15 protein-coding genes and 2 tRNA genes are annotated in these 14,538 nt (G+C 63.9%); 10 read left to right on the top strand and 7 right to left on the bottom strand.

The features are described 5' to 3' along the window. The first annotated feature begins 5 nt into the window (after positions 1-5). From BLQ63_RS27645 to BLQ63_RS04050, 3 genes are all read left to right on the top strand, one after another. Positions 6-485, top strand: coding sequence for a hypothetical protein (locus tag BLQ63_RS27645; RefSeq protein WP_143014758.1), 480 nt, complete (start codon positions 6-8; stop codon positions 483-485). Positions 486-599: 114 nt separating this feature from the next. Further along, the gene (locus BLQ63_RS04055) at positions 600-875 is read left to right on the top strand and encodes a hypothetical protein (protein ID WP_218125053.1); all 276 of its coding nucleotides are present in this window, start codon (positions 600-602) and stop codon (positions 873-875) included. Positions 876-1,230: 355 nt separating this feature from the next. After that, a complete protein-coding gene (locus tag BLQ63_RS04050; protein WP_143014757.1) occupies positions 1,231-2,928 on the top strand; it encodes a hypothetical protein in 1,698 nt (565 codons plus the stop codon). Positions 2,929-3,008: 80 nt separating this feature from the next. Here the strand turns inward: BLQ63_RS04050 and BLQ63_RS04045 are convergent. Next, positions 3,009-3,085 (bottom strand) — tRNA-Leu (locus tag BLQ63_RS04045). A 347-nt stretch (positions 3,086-3,432) separates the two neighbouring features. Between BLQ63_RS04045 and BLQ63_RS04040 the strand changes: the two genes are divergently transcribed. Next, a complete protein-coding gene (locus tag BLQ63_RS04040; protein ID WP_091028923.1) occupies positions 3,433-3,726 on the top strand; it encodes a helix-turn-helix domain-containing protein in 294 nt (97 codons plus the stop codon). A 247-nt stretch (positions 3,727-3,973) separates the two neighbouring features. Here BLQ63_RS04040 and BLQ63_RS04035 read toward each other — a convergent pair whose 3' ends face one another. The 3 genes from BLQ63_RS04035 to BLQ63_RS04030 are packed head-to-tail and all read right to left on the bottom strand — an operon-like array spanning position 3,974 to position 5,934. Beyond that, positions 3,974-4,393 (bottom strand): hypothetical protein, encoded by a 420-nt coding sequence (locus tag BLQ63_RS04035; RefSeq protein WP_143014756.1) that lies wholly within the window; start codon positions 4,391-4,393, stop codon positions 3,974-3,976. A 36-nt stretch (positions 4,394-4,429) separates the two neighbouring features. Further along, positions 4,430-5,176, bottom strand: coding sequence for a hypothetical protein (locus BLQ63_RS27640; RefSeq protein WP_143014755.1), 747 nt, complete (start codon positions 5,174-5,176; stop codon positions 4,430-4,432). Further along, on the bottom strand, positions 5,173-5,934 hold the full coding sequence (locus BLQ63_RS04030) for a TIGR02391 family protein (RefSeq protein ID WP_177154782.1): 762 nt from the start codon (positions 5,932-5,934) through the stop codon (positions 5,173-5,175). The genes BLQ63_RS27640 and BLQ63_RS04030 overlap by 4 nt, the downstream gene beginning before the upstream one ends. Positions 5,935-6,034: 100 nt before the next feature. On the opposite strand from BLQ63_RS04030, the gene BLQ63_RS04025 reads away from it, so the two are divergent. After that, positions 6,035-6,535, top strand: a complete 501-nt coding sequence (locus BLQ63_RS04025; protein WP_091028914.1) for a hypothetical protein — start codon at positions 6,035-6,037, stop codon at positions 6,533-6,535. A gap of 64 nt (positions 6,536-6,599) precedes the next feature. Here the strand turns inward: BLQ63_RS04025 and BLQ63_RS04020 are convergent, their stop codons facing one another. After that, a complete protein-coding gene (locus tag BLQ63_RS04020) occupies positions 6,600-6,962 on the bottom strand; it encodes a hypothetical protein (RefSeq protein WP_091028912.1) in 363 nt (120 codons plus the stop codon). 111 nt (positions 6,963-7,073) lie between these two features. On the opposite strand from BLQ63_RS04020, the gene BLQ63_RS04015 reads away from it, so the two are divergent. Further along, entirely contained in the window at positions 7,074-8,333 is a 1,260-nt protein-coding gene (locus BLQ63_RS04015) for a hypothetical protein (RefSeq protein WP_143014754.1), read from the top strand. Between the two features lie 390 nt (positions 8,334-8,723). Here BLQ63_RS04015 and BLQ63_RS04010 read toward each other — a convergent pair whose 3' ends face one another. Continuing rightward, on the bottom strand, positions 8,724-9,215 hold the full coding sequence (locus BLQ63_RS04010; protein ID WP_091028906.1) for a hypothetical protein: 492 nt from the start codon (positions 9,213-9,215) through the stop codon (positions 8,724-8,726). A gap of 334 nt (positions 9,216-9,549) precedes the next feature. Between BLQ63_RS04010 and BLQ63_RS27635 the strand changes: the two genes are divergently transcribed. Next, positions 9,550-10,326, top strand: coding sequence for a hypothetical protein (locus BLQ63_RS27635; protein WP_143014753.1), 777 nt, complete (start codon positions 9,550-9,552; stop codon positions 10,324-10,326). Positions 10,327-10,537: 211 nt separating this feature from the next. Here BLQ63_RS27635 and BLQ63_RS04005 read toward each other — a convergent pair. Continuing rightward, a tRNA-Val gene (locus BLQ63_RS04005) sits at positions 10,538-10,609 on the bottom strand. A 142-nt stretch (positions 10,610-10,751) separates the two neighbouring features. Here BLQ63_RS04005 and BLQ63_RS04000 point away from each other — a divergent pair. The 3 genes from BLQ63_RS04000 to BLQ63_RS03990 all read left to right on the top strand — a co-directional run bounded on the left by BLQ63_RS04000 (position 10,752) and on the right by BLQ63_RS03990 (position 14,408). Beyond that, entirely contained in the window at positions 10,752-11,474 is a 723-nt protein-coding gene (locus BLQ63_RS04000) for a DsbA family oxidoreductase (protein ID WP_091028902.1), read from the top strand. A 75-nt stretch (positions 11,475-11,549) separates the two neighbouring features. Next, a complete protein-coding gene (locus BLQ63_RS03995) occupies positions 11,550-12,716 on the top strand; it encodes a VLRF1 family aeRF1-type release factor (RefSeq protein WP_091028900.1) in 1,167 nt (388 codons plus the stop codon). Positions 12,717-12,971: 255 nt separating this feature from the next. Further along, positions 12,972-14,408 (top strand): FAD-dependent oxidoreductase, encoded by a 1,437-nt coding sequence (locus tag BLQ63_RS03990; protein WP_091028896.1) that lies wholly within the window; start codon positions 12,972-12,974, stop codon positions 14,406-14,408. Positions 14,409-14,538: the final 130 nt, after the last annotated feature.

Here is a 14,538-nt window from a genome sequence, read left to right as displayed (position 1 = left end):
GATCATTGAGCGAATTTTCCGTTCAGACATTCTTCCTTAGCAAGAAGGGATCTCAGGTCTCGCTTGCAGACCTGGCCAAAATACCCGACGACTACCCAGGGCATCAGGGTTCCATTGGTATCACGGTTGAAGGGAAGGAAATTGTAGATTCTAGATTCACCTGTACAATTGATGTTCTCTGGGATCAGGTGCTATTGATGGAGGATCGGTACCTGAGGAACGGTGCGTCTGGCCTTGATGGAATTTTCGACTGGGCATATAGCATTTCTATGCGTAAAGTCTCGCATGGACTTCTTGTCATTGCGGAAAGGGAAGGGGTTAAGAATTCCGGGATCGTTGTTGATGAAGGAGAGTTTCTGCGGGAAGTCAATCGGGCGGCCTTGAATTACTATTCCGTTCTAATCGGTATGAGAGAGAATCTTCGCATGCGATACATTGACATGTATGATCTTGTGAAGCAACTTGAATTGAATCTTGAGCGATGAGCCGGGCGGTGTGATAATTGCGAAATTCTGGCCTTCGAATACGAAGTTGTCCAAGATTTTAGATCTTTGAATGAGTGATGCTCGATCTCATCGTTCAGTGATGCAATGGGGCTCATGCAGAGCGGCGACCCGCAGAATCAAGAGGAAGGGTTCGCGAACCTGCTGTCGCTGGCAGGTGAGAATATTGCTGCCCTCGTAGAGGAGTTCGGCGCAGAAGATCGTGATCTCGGCCTTCGTCGTTGGCTGCTTGAGCTGATCGCCAGCGCGAAGACCGCGGGAGCGATCCCGATATTGAAGGAGCAGTTGGCATCTTCGGACGAGATGCTGCGTTATTGGGCCCGGCATGGACTGGAAATTCTTGACACCAAGCAGTCCCGCACTATCCTGTGATCCTGGGACCAGGAACACCTTGACCACTGAGTTGGTGAGATATCGGTTCCTTCTGGCATGGGTCGCCCTCGCCATTCGTCAGAAGTTAGCCCTGTTCGGCGAGCGCCCGCTGTCTCAGGTCGGCGTGCCGCGTGGCTCGCCTACCGGACGCAGTTCTCGACAGTGGCACGGTGGCGGTGGAGACTAATATTTACCGGTATGGCGCTCTTGCACCTCGGAGGGCGCCTGCTGATCTTCCGTACTGGTCACCTCGTCGGAATGCCTCAGTGAACGATCCCGCCGATACCTACTATCAGTGAAGGCGAGACTGCCAACCGTTATGAAATCACGGGTTGTCGGCGCTGTCCTGATCAGCTTGGTCCTGCTCACCGTCGCGGTTCTGATCGTGGCGGTCGCTGTGGGGCTCGGCGGGTCGGGTCTGGTTTCGGGCTTCCACCTGATGTTGATGATCGTGGTGGCCCTCCTGGTGGCCCTGGGCGGAAGGCTGACGCGCGGCCGGGTGCCGGCCTCGGGTTGGCCCGCGGCGATGGATCGGCCCCGACCCGGTCGAAAGGCATCCATCACGCTTCTGCCGTTTCGCGACGGCCTTGACGGAGTGTCCTCCGCCTTCGCGGCATCCCGACTGGCCCGGTGTTTCGAGGCCGCCGCTGACGAGGGCGAAGCCGAGGCCGCGCTTGCGGAGCTGCTCGGCCCAGGTCCCCGGGTCTGGCTGGAATTCGATCCGGCGATCCGCAACTGGACCAGATTCCGCCGCCACGGCACCGACCTCGCCAGAGTCGGCGCACCCATCCCCGAAACGCCGCTGGGGTTCGCGCTGGCTCTGGCCTCGGGAGACGGATTCCGGCGAGCTGAGGTACTACAGCATCCGGGGGTGAGCGAGCATCCGGTGCTCTACCCGTTGGTGCTCCTGCGCGCGGTCGATCATGTCCCGCAGATCCGGGCGCTCGCCACTGCACTGCTGCCCCGGCTCATCGCCGCAAGCGATCACGAGACGTTCGCCGCGATGCTCACCGTCGCCTGTCGCCTGCAGCACCGGGCGCATGCGGCTCCGACGCTCGACCTGATTCTCGCCGCACTGGGTGAGAGTGCCGACGACGATCTCCTGGCGATCCTCGCCAGATCGGACGGGCGGTCTGCCCGATGGGCGGGACAGGCGCTGATGAGCGAACGGCGTCTTCCGGTGCGGCAACTGTCGGCGATCGCGACTGGCAGGTTCGACGACCAGTTGCAAGAGCGCTGTGCAGAAACTCTTGCAGAACAAGCCTTGTCGCAACGCAACCCCGAACCCCTGCGGCCGCTGCTCCCGGCTCGCTCTGCTCGTGTGCGAACGTCGGCGCTCACGGGGTTGATCAGGCTCGATCAGTTCGAGGGGATCGGGGATTTCCTTACCGATCGCAGCGCTGCCGTGCGTGCCACCGCCCAGTGGGGTCTGCGCCGGGCAGGCCAGGATCCTGCCGCCAGATACCGTGAGTTGCTGCACTTGCCGCTTCTTTCGCCCAAGCCTGTGATCCAGGGATTGGGCGAATGCGGCCAGCGGGCCGATGCCGGTCTGGTGGTGCCGTTCGTCGAAGACCCGCGGTCACAGACCAGGGCGGCGGCCGTCAGCGCGCTCAGGCGCCTCGGTGCCGAACTCGACCTCCTCTGGCTTCTGTTCGACCCAGCACCATCGGTGACGCGCGTGGTTGCGGTCTATCTTGCGGAAAGCCAGGCACTCCCGCCGGTCGAGACCCTCCGCGAACTCGTCCAAGGCAGCCAGCCCCGACACGTTCGCAGGGCAGCGGCCACGCTCCTTCGGGAACACGGGATCTGGCATCGCATCTGGGTCGGCTTGGCCTTGTATGACGACCCCGACACAAAACTGTCCTTGGAAGGCTTGTCGGGGCTTGACTACATGTGCCGCTACCAAGTCGCGTCCATCACCGCGCCTATCGACGACCAGCTCCGCGGGGAACTTCAAGCGTTTGTCCGATCTCGCTCGAACAGGCTGCACCTCGACACCCGGCAGACCCTGCGGTGGCTCATCGACACCGCCCGACCAACGGCGGCGAGCTGACGGGCCTGGCGGCGTCGGTTGCGCGGCCCAGGGGGGAGTCGCCCACGAAAACAGAGCAAAAATTTACATATTTACCTGTTTGGTACCCCATCTGGGATTCGAACCCAGACTGTGCGGGTTTTGAGTCCGCTCTCTCTGCCAGTTGGAGTAGTAGGGCTGGTGCCGGTGGTCTGACCGGGAGCGGTGCTACCTGCAGTCCGCGGGTGCCAGGAGGCTGGTGGCGGTCGTGGCCGGGGAAAAGCGGGAGGTTCACGCTGAGATCATCTCGGCGGTGAGCTCGTTGCCGTCCCGGTCGTACGTCGCCTGGACGAGGAAACTCGGGGTGAAGTCGTATTCGGCCAGTTCGGGGGCGTACGGGTCTGTGACATGACCCGGGCGAGAGCTGAACCCACACCACATGCGATATCACGTTCGTCGCATAGGACAGAATAGAATGATCCGTCACTGATCAAGATTGGGTGCAACGCAACGGATCTGGATTATATCAATGATCATAAATATTCTGTGGACCTTAGCACCGCTTACTACAACTCATCACTGCAGGTCACGGCCCCGTTGTTGCGCGTACAGGATGTCATTTCGGCCGGGGCGGCCCCGGAACGGCACCAGCCTGGCCCGCAAGTCTCCGAGCTGGCCGCTGCCTCCCGCAACGGCCAGTCCCGCGCTATCCGCGACCGCCTGGATCCGGGCGACTACCAGCGGCTACTGACCGCGGCCCGGGCCGGTTACTGCAAGAAGGCGCTGGCTGCTGAGTACGGGATCAGTCGTCGGAGCATCTATCGGCTGCTGGCCGTTTGAGGGGGCGACACGGCACGGTCGCTTCCTCGGAATGTGAGGACTCTGGGGTTACGGTCGGGCGATGTCAGGACATGACCGCAGGATCAGGGTGCGCGGCGAGCGCCGCGAGACCATCGATGCTCATCGCATTGCCGGGGTTCTCACCCGGCTCGCCAAAGCAGAGCGGTTGAGGGCCCAGGGCCTCGCTCCCGATCCCGAGTCGATCGACCCGGCCACCGGCTCGGTCAGGGAACTTGGTTCTGGTGGCCTAGCCAGTGAGTTCGGGGAGCTCTAGCTTGTCGAGGAACGTGCGGAGGTTCCGGTGTGTGTTCTGGGCGCGCCTGAGCCTCCGAGAGCTGTTGTTGATATGGGAAGCATGGCTTCGTTCGCCGACAACCTGGTTGCAGTACCCGGCGGCGGCCGTCAGGTAGATCATGTCGGTGAGGTCGTTTGACTCCCACTGCAGTTGGGTGTCGCTTAGCTTCTCGTGGATCACCTCCCGGTACAGGCCGAGGCTGGGCATCTCACAGACTTCGGTTTCGGCGTGTTGAATTGTCCACTCGGACATCTGGGCTGGCGTGATGCCGATACGCCAGGATTCTTCGACGAGTTCCTTCGAAAGATCGGAGTAGAACTTCGCCCATGTCCGTCGCCGCAGCAGCGCGCGCCCGCTGGAGTTGTCGCGCAAGAAGTCGGCGAATGACTGGATGCTCTGGACCCACCCCTAGACAGGGTGCGCGGGTATGGACTCGGCATCGAGGAAGATGTCGATGTGGGCCATCGCGGTCGTAAGGATCTCCTGCAACTGGTCGAGATTGCCAGGATCTGAAGTGGTACTGAAAGGCTGCGATGCGCCTCTGGATCGAAACAGAGCGCCTGGGTCGAGAGTTACGGCTGGTGGGTTGGCGGGATCTGGGCCGCGGTATCGAGCGCAGAGGGCGGTGCGCAGTTCGATGCGCCGCAGTGCGAGCGGGTCGGTGAGGCGCCAGCCGACAGAAATCTGGAGCATGGTGAGAGCTCGCTGATACCGCCTCTCGTCGATGCCGTCCTGGCACGTTTCTTGCATGTGGCCAGCTGACACCGGGAGAACTACCCGCTTTGCCTTGGCGAGTTCGATCAGTTCGCGGGCTGCTTCGAGCTCGGCGGCGGAGTGCACACGTCCTGGATCGTAGATGGCATTGGCGAGTGTGCTCCAGTGATTCTGATCGAGGTAAATGGTCGGTCGCCCGCGAAGCGGCGACGGATCGGTCAGAGAAGGTATCTCGCTATCGATGTAATCGCCTTGGATGGTCTCGCATCGGACCGTCGAGGAGGCTGGTAGGTAGGTGCAGGAGGCAATCGCGCTGGATTCGGCGAAGGTCCCTGGAGGGAGCACTGATGAGATGGCCCGACCATCGGTGCTGGTGACGGTGGTTGTCCCGTTGCGGTGGAGTGACATCGAGGCGATGCCTGGAAAGATGCGGTCGGTCATGGTGCCTCCACGCGCTCGGAGCGATCGACCAGGTGCGCCATGTAGCTGAGCACGGCCAGCATTTCGAGCGCTTCGGCTTCGGTCGGTTCGGGCCATTGCGGGTGCGACACCAAGTTGCGAATACCCATGAAAGCGCCGCGTACTAGAGCAAGCGCCCCTTCATGCGCCGATTTCCAAGTCTTGGACGCTGGATCGACATCCTGGATGCGCAGTCGTGGCGAGCTTTCAGTGGGGTCGGTGAGTGAGAACAGGATTGAGAGGTTCTCTCCTGACAGAGCGGGGGTGGCGATGGCCTGCAGGGTGCCCTCCAACGCTGTCGACGCGGTCTGCACGGCAGCGCGATGGTGCCCATCGTCCCAGAGCCCGGCAGCGGCGCCCCAGATCACGGGGTGCAACTCCGCTGCTGACAGTCGCGGACCGACCGGGCCGAGGATCTCGGCCAGCTCTTCGCGTTGCGCGAGGATCGCGATCGCTTCGACGATCGCGTTGCGTGCTTGGGTGTAAGGGTGTCCGCCATACATCCCCTCTTCGTGCTCCACGATCAGCGCAGCTAGCTGTTCTTCGCCCATCGCGATGGCCACATCGCGGGCAAACCTGGTCCGTGCCCGGACACGGTCGAAGCCTTCATCGACCTCCCGAGCGAGTCGAGGGTTCTCGGGGTAGTTCTTGAGTCCCCATCGTCGGTTGTACAGCTCTCTCCAATCGTCGATGATTTTCAGGATCTCCACCAGACGTTCGTGCGCGAGTTCGTCGTTCATGCGTCTGGCCCTAGTGAAGTCCTGTGACAGCATGTGTACGTCGCGTGCCTTGAAGGCATCGGACCAGCAACCGATGGCCTGAGCAGGGCGTGGTCAGGACATGACTCCTCTTACTGTTGCCCTCATCGCGGCCAGCGTCTCGGCTGCTGTCACACTCCTCATCGAATGGGCCGCCAAGCCGCAGCTCGAAGCCAGGAAAGAACGCATCCTCGAACGCGACCGAGCGCTGCGAGAGATCGCCACGATCGCGCAGACAGAACGGCATCGCTCCATGGACGTTGAACTCGATCGCCAGGACCGGACGAGCCCGTTCCGCGACTGGGACGCCGACCTGCCCGGGCTGCCGGAGGAGGACAGCCCGTATGGGCAATTTCGCAGGCTCCGCTCGGTCGTCGAGCCCGCCTCTCACAGGACGGAGGAAATCGTGCTCAGCAACCTCCACGACATGCTTGCGGCCGATCCCGGCGTGATCGACGTCCGCTCCCGAGCTCTCGTCCTGGAAGCCGCAAGCCGTGCGTTGACCGCGACGCACTGGCGTCCGTTGCAGCGAAAGCGCCTGTACCAGGAATTCTTCGATGCGATCGGCGAAGCCGGTAGATAAGCAAGGGGAACCCCGAGTGCCCTCTCGAGATGCGTACGCCGCCACGGGTTCGACGAGGCTTGTTTCAGGGAGCCTTGGGGCGAAGGTTCAGCATCTTTACTTGGATTTGCCGCAGCAGCTGGATCGCGTCGCGATCGTCGAACCCGGAGGTCGCTTCCCAGTCCAAGCCGGAACCGTGGATGTCGCTGCTGAACAGGATTTCGCAGGCCAGTTGGCTGCGGGCCAGGTCAGTCTCATCGATGCGGTCGTATTGACGGACCTGGTTCGCCAGCTCCTCGCAGCGTTTGACCATTGAGTCGGCGTCTGCGAAGCCGATGAACGCTGCGAGAGCGTTGCTGATGTGTGCTGGTCCGCTGCTTTCTTCGAGGGCCCGAGCGAAGAACTCGCGCTCTTCACGACTGAATCCGAGTTGCATCAACCGCCCCACCAATGCCTCCTTATGTCAGGTCACATTAGTTCGGCCGCGGTTTCATCGGCGATACGGGTCCACCTCCGGGCGGGACCCAGATCGTCGGTTGCTTGCGTCATCATGACTTTCATGGAGCAACACCCCGAGTGCGCACGCATTACGAAGGAGAACGAGATGGCCCGGCTGTGGGCTGTCCGAGTCTTCAAGTCCCAGGCCGTCGAAGTCGAGCAGGCCGCCGCGGCGATCGAAGCAGCCTCAGAGAACCTCGGTGAGACGGTGGCCGTTCGCGACGGACAGACCTTCCTCACCCAACGCTTGGGGGTGCTCAAAGAAGGCATTGTCCTTTCGGAGCAATTGCGGACGGCCCTGGTGCTCGCCCACGCGCGGGCGTCTCTGGGGTTTGAAGACGCGGCCCGGTGGGCCGGCATCGGCGCGGATCCGGCTGCCAACAGGCCGGGTTTCATGGGTTGGGGTTCGTTCGGCTCGGCCTGGTACCCCAGCTTTTCCAAGTCGCTGTTTCATCAAAGAGTCAACGGCCTCCTGCAGGACGGCATCGTCATCGACCCGGCGCTCCTGACCTCCGAGATACACGACATCGTCGAGGACCTTCAACAGCTCGCGCGGAGCCTCCGAGCCTTCTCGGTGCCAGACCCACTGCTTCCGGTCCTGACCACTGCAGACCCACCGCGGCATGCCCGAATCAAGGATGGCTACCTGCCCCGTCTCGTGCTCGAAGACCTTCGCGAGGCCATCGAGCACGGCCGAGAACTAGGGGACTGGGAGCCTGCGACCGCGGGCGGGAACTCAGCTGCTATCTGGTGGTTCGAGCGCTGCAGGAAAATCCTGGCACCCTTGGGCACAGTGGTAGTGAGCCTGTTTCCTGCTGCTGACTTCGAAGATGCGATGCTGAAGTGGCCTCTGCCCAACATCGGGTCGATCACCGCGGCCGTCGTTCGACTCGGCGTGGAGTACCTCGAGAAGGTGGCAGCGAAGATGCCTGACTACGCCGAGGCATCGGGCCATCAGGTACCGGTCACGATGCATTTCAGCGGCAACACCATCTACGGTGGCCAGTTCGCCGGGCAGCTCACCAACATCGATTCCACGATCGTCGGAATCGCGAAATCCGGCCAGGGCGAGGTCGCCAAGGTACTGCGAGACCTGGGCGACGCGATCACCGCCGACCAGGGACTCGATATCGCTGGCCGCCAGAACCTACTGGACAACGTCGCCGACCTGGCCGAGACGGTAAAGGCACCGCCTGCCGAGTGCCGCCGAGGCCGGTTCAAAGCCGCACTCGATGCCATCAAAACCTCGGCCGAAACCGGGACCGCTGTCGCGAAGGCCATGGAATCGGCCGAGCCGGTTCTGCGGCAGTTCATGGGTTGACCAGCGTGTTGCACGGGAGCCCGCCTGTCAGCCGCCTCTCGTCACCAGCTGGGCTGCTCGCTGAGTGCCGGGACCTTCAACACTGCTGGCGTCGTCGGTACCGCCCGGATTCTGGAAGCGCTGGCGCCGAGGGGTCGTGCGCGTCTTGCCTGCCACAGAGTCTGGATTTGTCTCCGTTGGGAGGCTGGCATCCGCCATGAGGCGCTTTCCCGCCACGTCGCCGCTGGCCGGCTGGCCGGTACTGAACCCTTGGGGGACTTGCCTTCGAGAGCGGCCTGCGGGTGCGCTCCTGGCACGACAACTACCTTACATAGTAAGAACATTGGGTAGTCGGCTACTGGAGCGACTACCGGCCCTGGCCCGGTTACCTCCCAGGTCAGGGCCCGACTACTAGAAATGAAACATATTCACGAATATCAATATGTTGTGGACCTTACCCTCGCTTATTACAACTCGAAACCCCAGGCCAAAGGGCGATTCACGGGTGCTCGGGTTGACCCATAGCAGCAGGTCGACCTCGCGGCGGTCCCATTGCTGGTGGGCGTAGTGGGCGGCGACCTGGGTCTTGCCGACACCGCCCATGCCCGAGAGGACCTGGCAGACCACGGCGGTGCCGCCGCTCTCCATCGCGTCGGTGAGCTCGTGGTCGACGGGGCGCTTGAGTCGGGCGGTGGGCAGTGGTGGGATGAGACCGAAGCGGCGCGGCCAGGATGGTCCAGCGCTGGCGCTACTGCTGGTGCCAGCGGTGATGGTGACGTGCTGGCCCTGGATGAACGTCTCAACCGGGCTGGAGAAATCGGTGTTGAACTTCGCGGCCGCGCCGTTCGGATCGGGGCCGACGGAGCGGTCTCCATACGGGGTGGGGCTGGCGGGGTCATTCACGATGAGGGCTGCCTCCAGGAGCGTGCATGTGGAGTGTCCTCACCATACCCAGCGACGCTGCCGAGCGCGTCCCTCGAGACGCCGAACCGGAAGCCGATTCGTGTAGGTCAAGCGGTCCGGCGAGGGCCTGGGGGAGTTTTGGTCGTAACCTTGAGTAACCCGACCCGGATCATCTGTCATGAGATGTTATCGCCTGGATGTCCGGTTGTGGACCTACGATCAGAGAAATACTTGTACAATCCGATGCTAGGCGCGATTTGACCCCGCACCCACTACTAGGTAACTGTACTGCCCTGGCTGCTTCAAGTAAAAACTCCCTCCCTCCGGAGCTCTTATGAATGAAACGCCTGTTCAATCGCCGTTTCCCGATTTCGGAAATTTCCTAATAGCTGTTCTTGGTCAGGCCGGAATCCCGGCTTTTCTCCTCCTAAGCCTAGCCATCTTCTTTGCCCTCGAGTCCTGGTACACTTATACGCGAAAGATTATCGACGGATCGAAGGTTGCCGGTGGTGCTATCGCGAAAGGGAGCGTATCAGTTCTTCGGCTTCGGCCATTTCGACTCGCTATCGCGTTGGTGAGTACATTTTTGGTTCTCTGCATACAGCTCTCAGTTTTTACATTGAGTGCAAAAGCGGGGAGCTATATATCGGCACCTTTCGACCCTGATCGTGCTGATCTCTTCCTTGAGGACATGCAGACAAGGCCGTGGCTGAACCTTCTCGATCCGGGCTACTCACCTACTTATCTGAGATTCGATCTGTTTGCGGCGATACATGTGATTGTTGTGGCGCTTTGCATCCTCCAGTCATATCGCGCAAAGGAACCGTTTGGCCTTGTCTTTCTGATGGCGTTCCCGTACTGGCTCGGCCTCACGTCAATTGTGATGCTCGTAGGTGCATTGGCCCTTGATCTTCTAGTACTGGTATTCACTTTCAACGCTACAGGTCCGGAGAGTTGGCCGACACTTCGCGGGGCTACGAACATGGGCTACACGGGCTCAGCGATCTTCACGCTGGCGTACACCGGAATCTGTGGTCTCGCGCTCCAAGGCTCAGCAGTTCTGAAGAAGCAGTGGGCGGAGGCATCTCGATCCCCCTCGGACGCTACTTGAGAATGCTCGCTGTTCAAGAATTCTCGGAATCATGGTGGACCGAGAATGGGTTTGCGACATGCTCGGTGGGAGTTCGGACTCCTCCCTGAAACGCGCTGGAAGCAGATTTGCGCGGGGCAGGAAGCGTGGGCTGTGAGAGTTTTGGTCGTAACCTTGAGTAACCCAACCCGGATCATCTGTCATGAGATGTTACTGCCCGTATGTCCGATTGTGGGTGCTACAGGGATCGAACCTGTGACCACCTCCTTGTAAGGGAGGTGCTCTACCGCTGAGCTAAGCACCCTGGGCGCGTTTCAGGGCGCGCCGAGCCTGAGACAGGGTACCTGAACGAGGGCTTGGGCGCGAGTGCAGGGTCTTTGGGTGATTCCCGGCGAGGCCCGGTGCACAGCGGGAATTCGGCTGAAGCTTCAAGTGTTCGAACCGGGGTGACAAAGCTTCGAGTTGACATCTGGTCCGACATCGCCTGCCCGTGGTGCTACGTGGGCAAGGCCCGTTTCGACAAGGCCGTGCAGGGCCTCTCCGGGAAGGTCGACGTCGAGGTGCGGCACCGCTCGTTCGAGCTGGACCCGCACCGCGACCCCGCCGACGTCGCCCCGGTCGTGCCCATGATCGCTAAGAAGTACGGGATCAGCACGGCGCAGGCCCAGGCCAACGAGTACAAGCTCGGCGAACTCGCCCAGCTCGAGGGGCTGGAGTACCAGGCCGAGGGCCGCGACTACGGCAACACCTTCGACCTGCACCGCGTGCTGCACCTGGCTTCCGAGCGCGGTCTCGAAGCGCCCGTCTGGCAGGCCTTCTACGCCGCCAACTTCGCCGACTCGGATTCGATCTTCGCGCGGGAGCGCGTCATCGAGGTCGCGGCCGCCGCCGGGCTCGATCGTGGCGAGGTCGCCGCCGTGCTCGACGACCCCGAGGCCTACCGCGAGGCCGTCCGCGCCGACGAGGCCGAGGCCGCCGCGCTCGGCGCCACCGGCGTCCCCTTCTTCGTCATCGACGAGAAGTACGGCGTCTCCGGCGCCCAGCCCACCGAACTCTTCGCCGAGATCCTGGAAAAGGCTTGGGGCGAAAAGAAACCCGCCCTCACCACCATCGACGGCATCGACGGCGGCGAGGCATGCGGGCCGGACGGCTGCCCGATCCAGCCGTAACTGGCGAAACCCTCACGAACGGACACCTTCAGGAATATCCTGAGGCGAATTCCGCTCTATGAGGAGGCGATAGCCATGCCGATGGACCGCGAGACGCAACTGAGGCTGGTGAACCTGCGCGACGAATCCGGCGTGCTCTCGCTCTACGTCAACGCCGACCCCCGGCAGGAAGGTTCGACACCCCCCTGGAAGACCCGGCTCGACCAGGGCCTGAAGCAACTCCTCGACGCCGTCGACAACGGGACCCGCTCCCTGCTCGGCCGACGCGTCGAGGAGATGAAGATCGACCTCGAGCAGCTCGTCCGCCCCGGCGCCCCCGGGATCGGGCGCGCCCTGTTCACGGCCCTCGCCACCGGCGAGTCCTACACCGTCGAGATGCAGACGCCCCTGGCCGACCGCATCGCCCTCGCACCCCGCTCGCACATCGCCCCGCTGCTCGGCGCCTGGGCCGAAGGCTCCCCGGTCGGCATCGCCGTCGTCGACGGCAAGGGCATGCGCCTGCTCGACAGCCGCTTCGGCAAGTGCGAGGAGGTCTCCGGGCTCGCCTTCGAGCTCGACACCGCCGAATGGCGCGTCATGAAGGGCCCCGCCGCCGTCCACAGCGCCTACGGCGGCCGGGACGGCTACATCTCCTCCAACCAGCAGGACCTCTTCGACTACCGCGTCGCCGAACACCTCGCGAAGTTCCTCGCCGCCGCGCACTCCACGCTGGAGGAGCACGTCGCGACGTTCGGCTGGGAGCTGCTGGTCGTCACCGGCGAACCCGAGCTGGTCGAAGCCGCCTCCAAGTCCCTGCGCAGCGGCATCAAGGCCGACGTCGTGGCCTCGCAGCTTGTCCTCAGCCAGTCCACGCCCGCGCAGATCGAGCAGGCCCTCGCGCCCGAGATCAAGGCCGCGCGGTGCGCCCGGCACGAGAAGCTCGCCGCCGACTTCGCCGAGGCCCCGCCGCGGGCGGCGATCGGCTCCGAGGAAGTGCTCGACGCGCTCCAGGGCGGCCGCGTCGACCGCCTGGTCATCGAGCGCGACTCGGACTGGAGCGGCCGCCGCATCCCGGCGGGCGCGGTCCTGGCCGACGCCATGGCGCCCGGCGAGCCCGAACTCGCCTCGGCCATCGCGGACGCCCAGCTCGGCGAGGCGATGATCGAGATGGCGCTGGCCTCGGACGCGCGGGTGTCGATCCTCAGTGACGGTGCGAGCCTTGGCGAGAAGGCCGGGGGAGTGGGGGCGTTCCTGCGCTGGTGACCACCGCTTGAGTTCTGAAGTTAGGTTATGCTAACCTTTCTTCGGCAGTACGATCAGGGCCGCGGGTCTCTCACCTCCCGCGGCCCTATTCCTTTCCCCGGAACCCTTCCCTGCGCGCCGCCCGGCAACCGATCCAGGCGCTTTCGCGTGCGTCACATCGCGGCCGAAAGGCTTCCCTTGGCGGGTCTTCAGGTCTACGTTTAATTCATCAGTTGATGAATTAAACGTCACCGGCCCACCCCGAGGGAGACCGCCATGTCCGTCAGCCACACCGAAGTCATCGTCGTCGGCGCCGGCCCCACCGGCCTCCTGCTCGCCGGGGACCTCGCCGAAGCCGGCATCGCCGTGACCGTGCTGGAGAAGCGCGGCGCCGAGATCTCGAACCTGTCCCGCGCCTTCGCCGTCCACGCCCGCACCCTCGAAACGCTCGACGCCCGCGGCCTCGCCGACGACCTGTTCGCCCTCGGCGGCAACAAGCTCCAGCGGCTCTTCATCTTCGGCCGCGCGACCCTCGACCTCAGCGTCCTCGGCTCCCGCTTCGACTGCGTCCTCATGACCCCGCAGTACAACGTGGAGCGGGTCCTGCGCGAGCGCGCCGCCGCGGCCGGCGTCGACTTCCGCTTCGGCCACGAGGTCACCGGGATCGAGCAGTCCGGCGGGACCGTCACCGTCGCCACCGACCAGGGCGACTTCACCGCGTCCTACGTCGTCGGCGCCGACGGCGTCCGCTCCGCCGTCCGCGAAGCCGTCGGCATCCCCTTCCCCGGCGAGTCCGTGCTGCGGTCGCTGATGCTCGCCGACGTCAAGCTCGCCGACCCGCCCGCGCAGAGCCCCATGACCAACGGCGCCAACGGCGCGTTCTGCTTCGTCTCCGACTTCCAGGACGGCTGCTGGCGCGTCATCGCCTGGAACCGCGAGAACCAGCAGGACGACGACGCCCCGGTCGACCTCGAGGAGATCCGCACCGCCGTGAAGCTCGCGTTCGGCACCGACTTCGGCATGCACGACCAGCGCTGGGCCTCCCGGTTCCACTCCGACGAGCGCCAGGCCCCGACCTACCGCGCGAAGGGCGTCTTCCTCGCCGGCGACGCCGCCCACTGCCACTCGCCCGCCGGCGGCCAGGGCATGAACACCGGCATCCAGGACGCCGCCAACCTCTCCTGGAAGCTCGCCGCCGTCCTGCGCGGCGCCGACCCCGCGCTCCTCGACACCTATGAGGCCGAACGGCACCCGGTCGGCGAGGCCGTCCTGCGCTCCAGCGGCCGGATCATCCGCGTCGCCGCCAACACCTCCAGGGTCGCCCGCGCGCTGCGCGGCGTCGCGATCGCCGCCGCGCTGCGGATCAAGCCGGTCATGCACCGGCTCGTCGGCGAGATCAGCGGCATCGACATCCGATACGGGCACGCCCACGACGAGCACCGCCTGGTCGGCACCCGCGCCGAGGACGTCGACCTCGCCGACGGCACGCGGCTCTACGAAGCCCTGCGCGGCGGCCGGTTCGTCGTCCTCGACAGTGCCGCCCACGAGAGTGCCTCCCACGACAACGCTGACGCGTTCGTCGCCAACGCGGCCTCGGCCTCCCCCGACGATCTCGTCAGGGTGATCCGCCCCGACGGCTACCTCGGCTGGGTCGGCGCCGACGACCCCGCCGCGATCGCCGACTACCTGAAGACCCGCGCGGGCAAGAGCTGAACTCCGAACACCACCGCGGCGGCGGGCCGTGCACGGCCCGCCGCCGTCCCCTTTGGGCGCCCGCAGGAGGAGGCGTTCCGGCTCCCGCGTGAATTCACCGGGGGTTCACGGCGTGTCGGTTGTCCGAAGG

It is taken from the genome of Glycomyces harbinensis, from assembly GCF_900101745.1.
Taxonomy (GTDB): domain Bacteria; phylum Actinomycetota; class Actinomycetes; order Mycobacteriales; family Micromonosporaceae; genus Glycomyces; species Glycomyces harbinensis.
The sequence above is the reverse complement of the archived record's forward strand: the minus strand, read 5'-3'. Positions and strand labels throughout refer to the sequence as shown.

Coding starts and splice junctions, on each gene's coding strand:
- BLQ63_RS04055 (WP_218125053.1), top strand. CDS start 600: ATGCAGAGCGGCGACCCGCAGAATCAAGAGGAAGGGTTCGCGAACCTG.
- BLQ63_RS27640 (WP_143014755.1), bottom strand. CDS start 5,176: ATGACCGACCGCATCTTTCCAGGCATCGCCTCGATGTCACTCCACCGC.
- BLQ63_RS04030 (WP_177154782.1), bottom strand. CDS start 5,934: ATGAACGACGAACTCGCGCACGAACGTCTGGTGGAGATCCTGAAAATC.
- BLQ63_RS04025 (WP_091028914.1), top strand. CDS start 6,035: ATGACTCCTCTTACTGTTGCCCTCATCGCGGCCAGCGTCTCGGCTGCT.
- BLQ63_RS04015 (WP_143014754.1), top strand. CDS start 7,074: ATGGAGCAACACCCCGAGTGCGCACGCATTACGAAGGAGAACGAGATG.
- BLQ63_RS27635 (WP_143014753.1), top strand. CDS start 9,550: ATGAATGAAACGCCTGTTCAATCGCCGTTTCCCGATTTCGGAAATTTC.
- BLQ63_RS03995 (WP_091028900.1), top strand. CDS start 11,550: ATGCCGATGGACCGCGAGACGCAACTGAGGCTGGTGAACCTGCGCGAC.
- BLQ63_RS03990 (WP_091028896.1), top strand. CDS start 12,972: ATGTCCGTCAGCCACACCGAAGTCATCGTCGTCGGCGCCGGCCCCACC.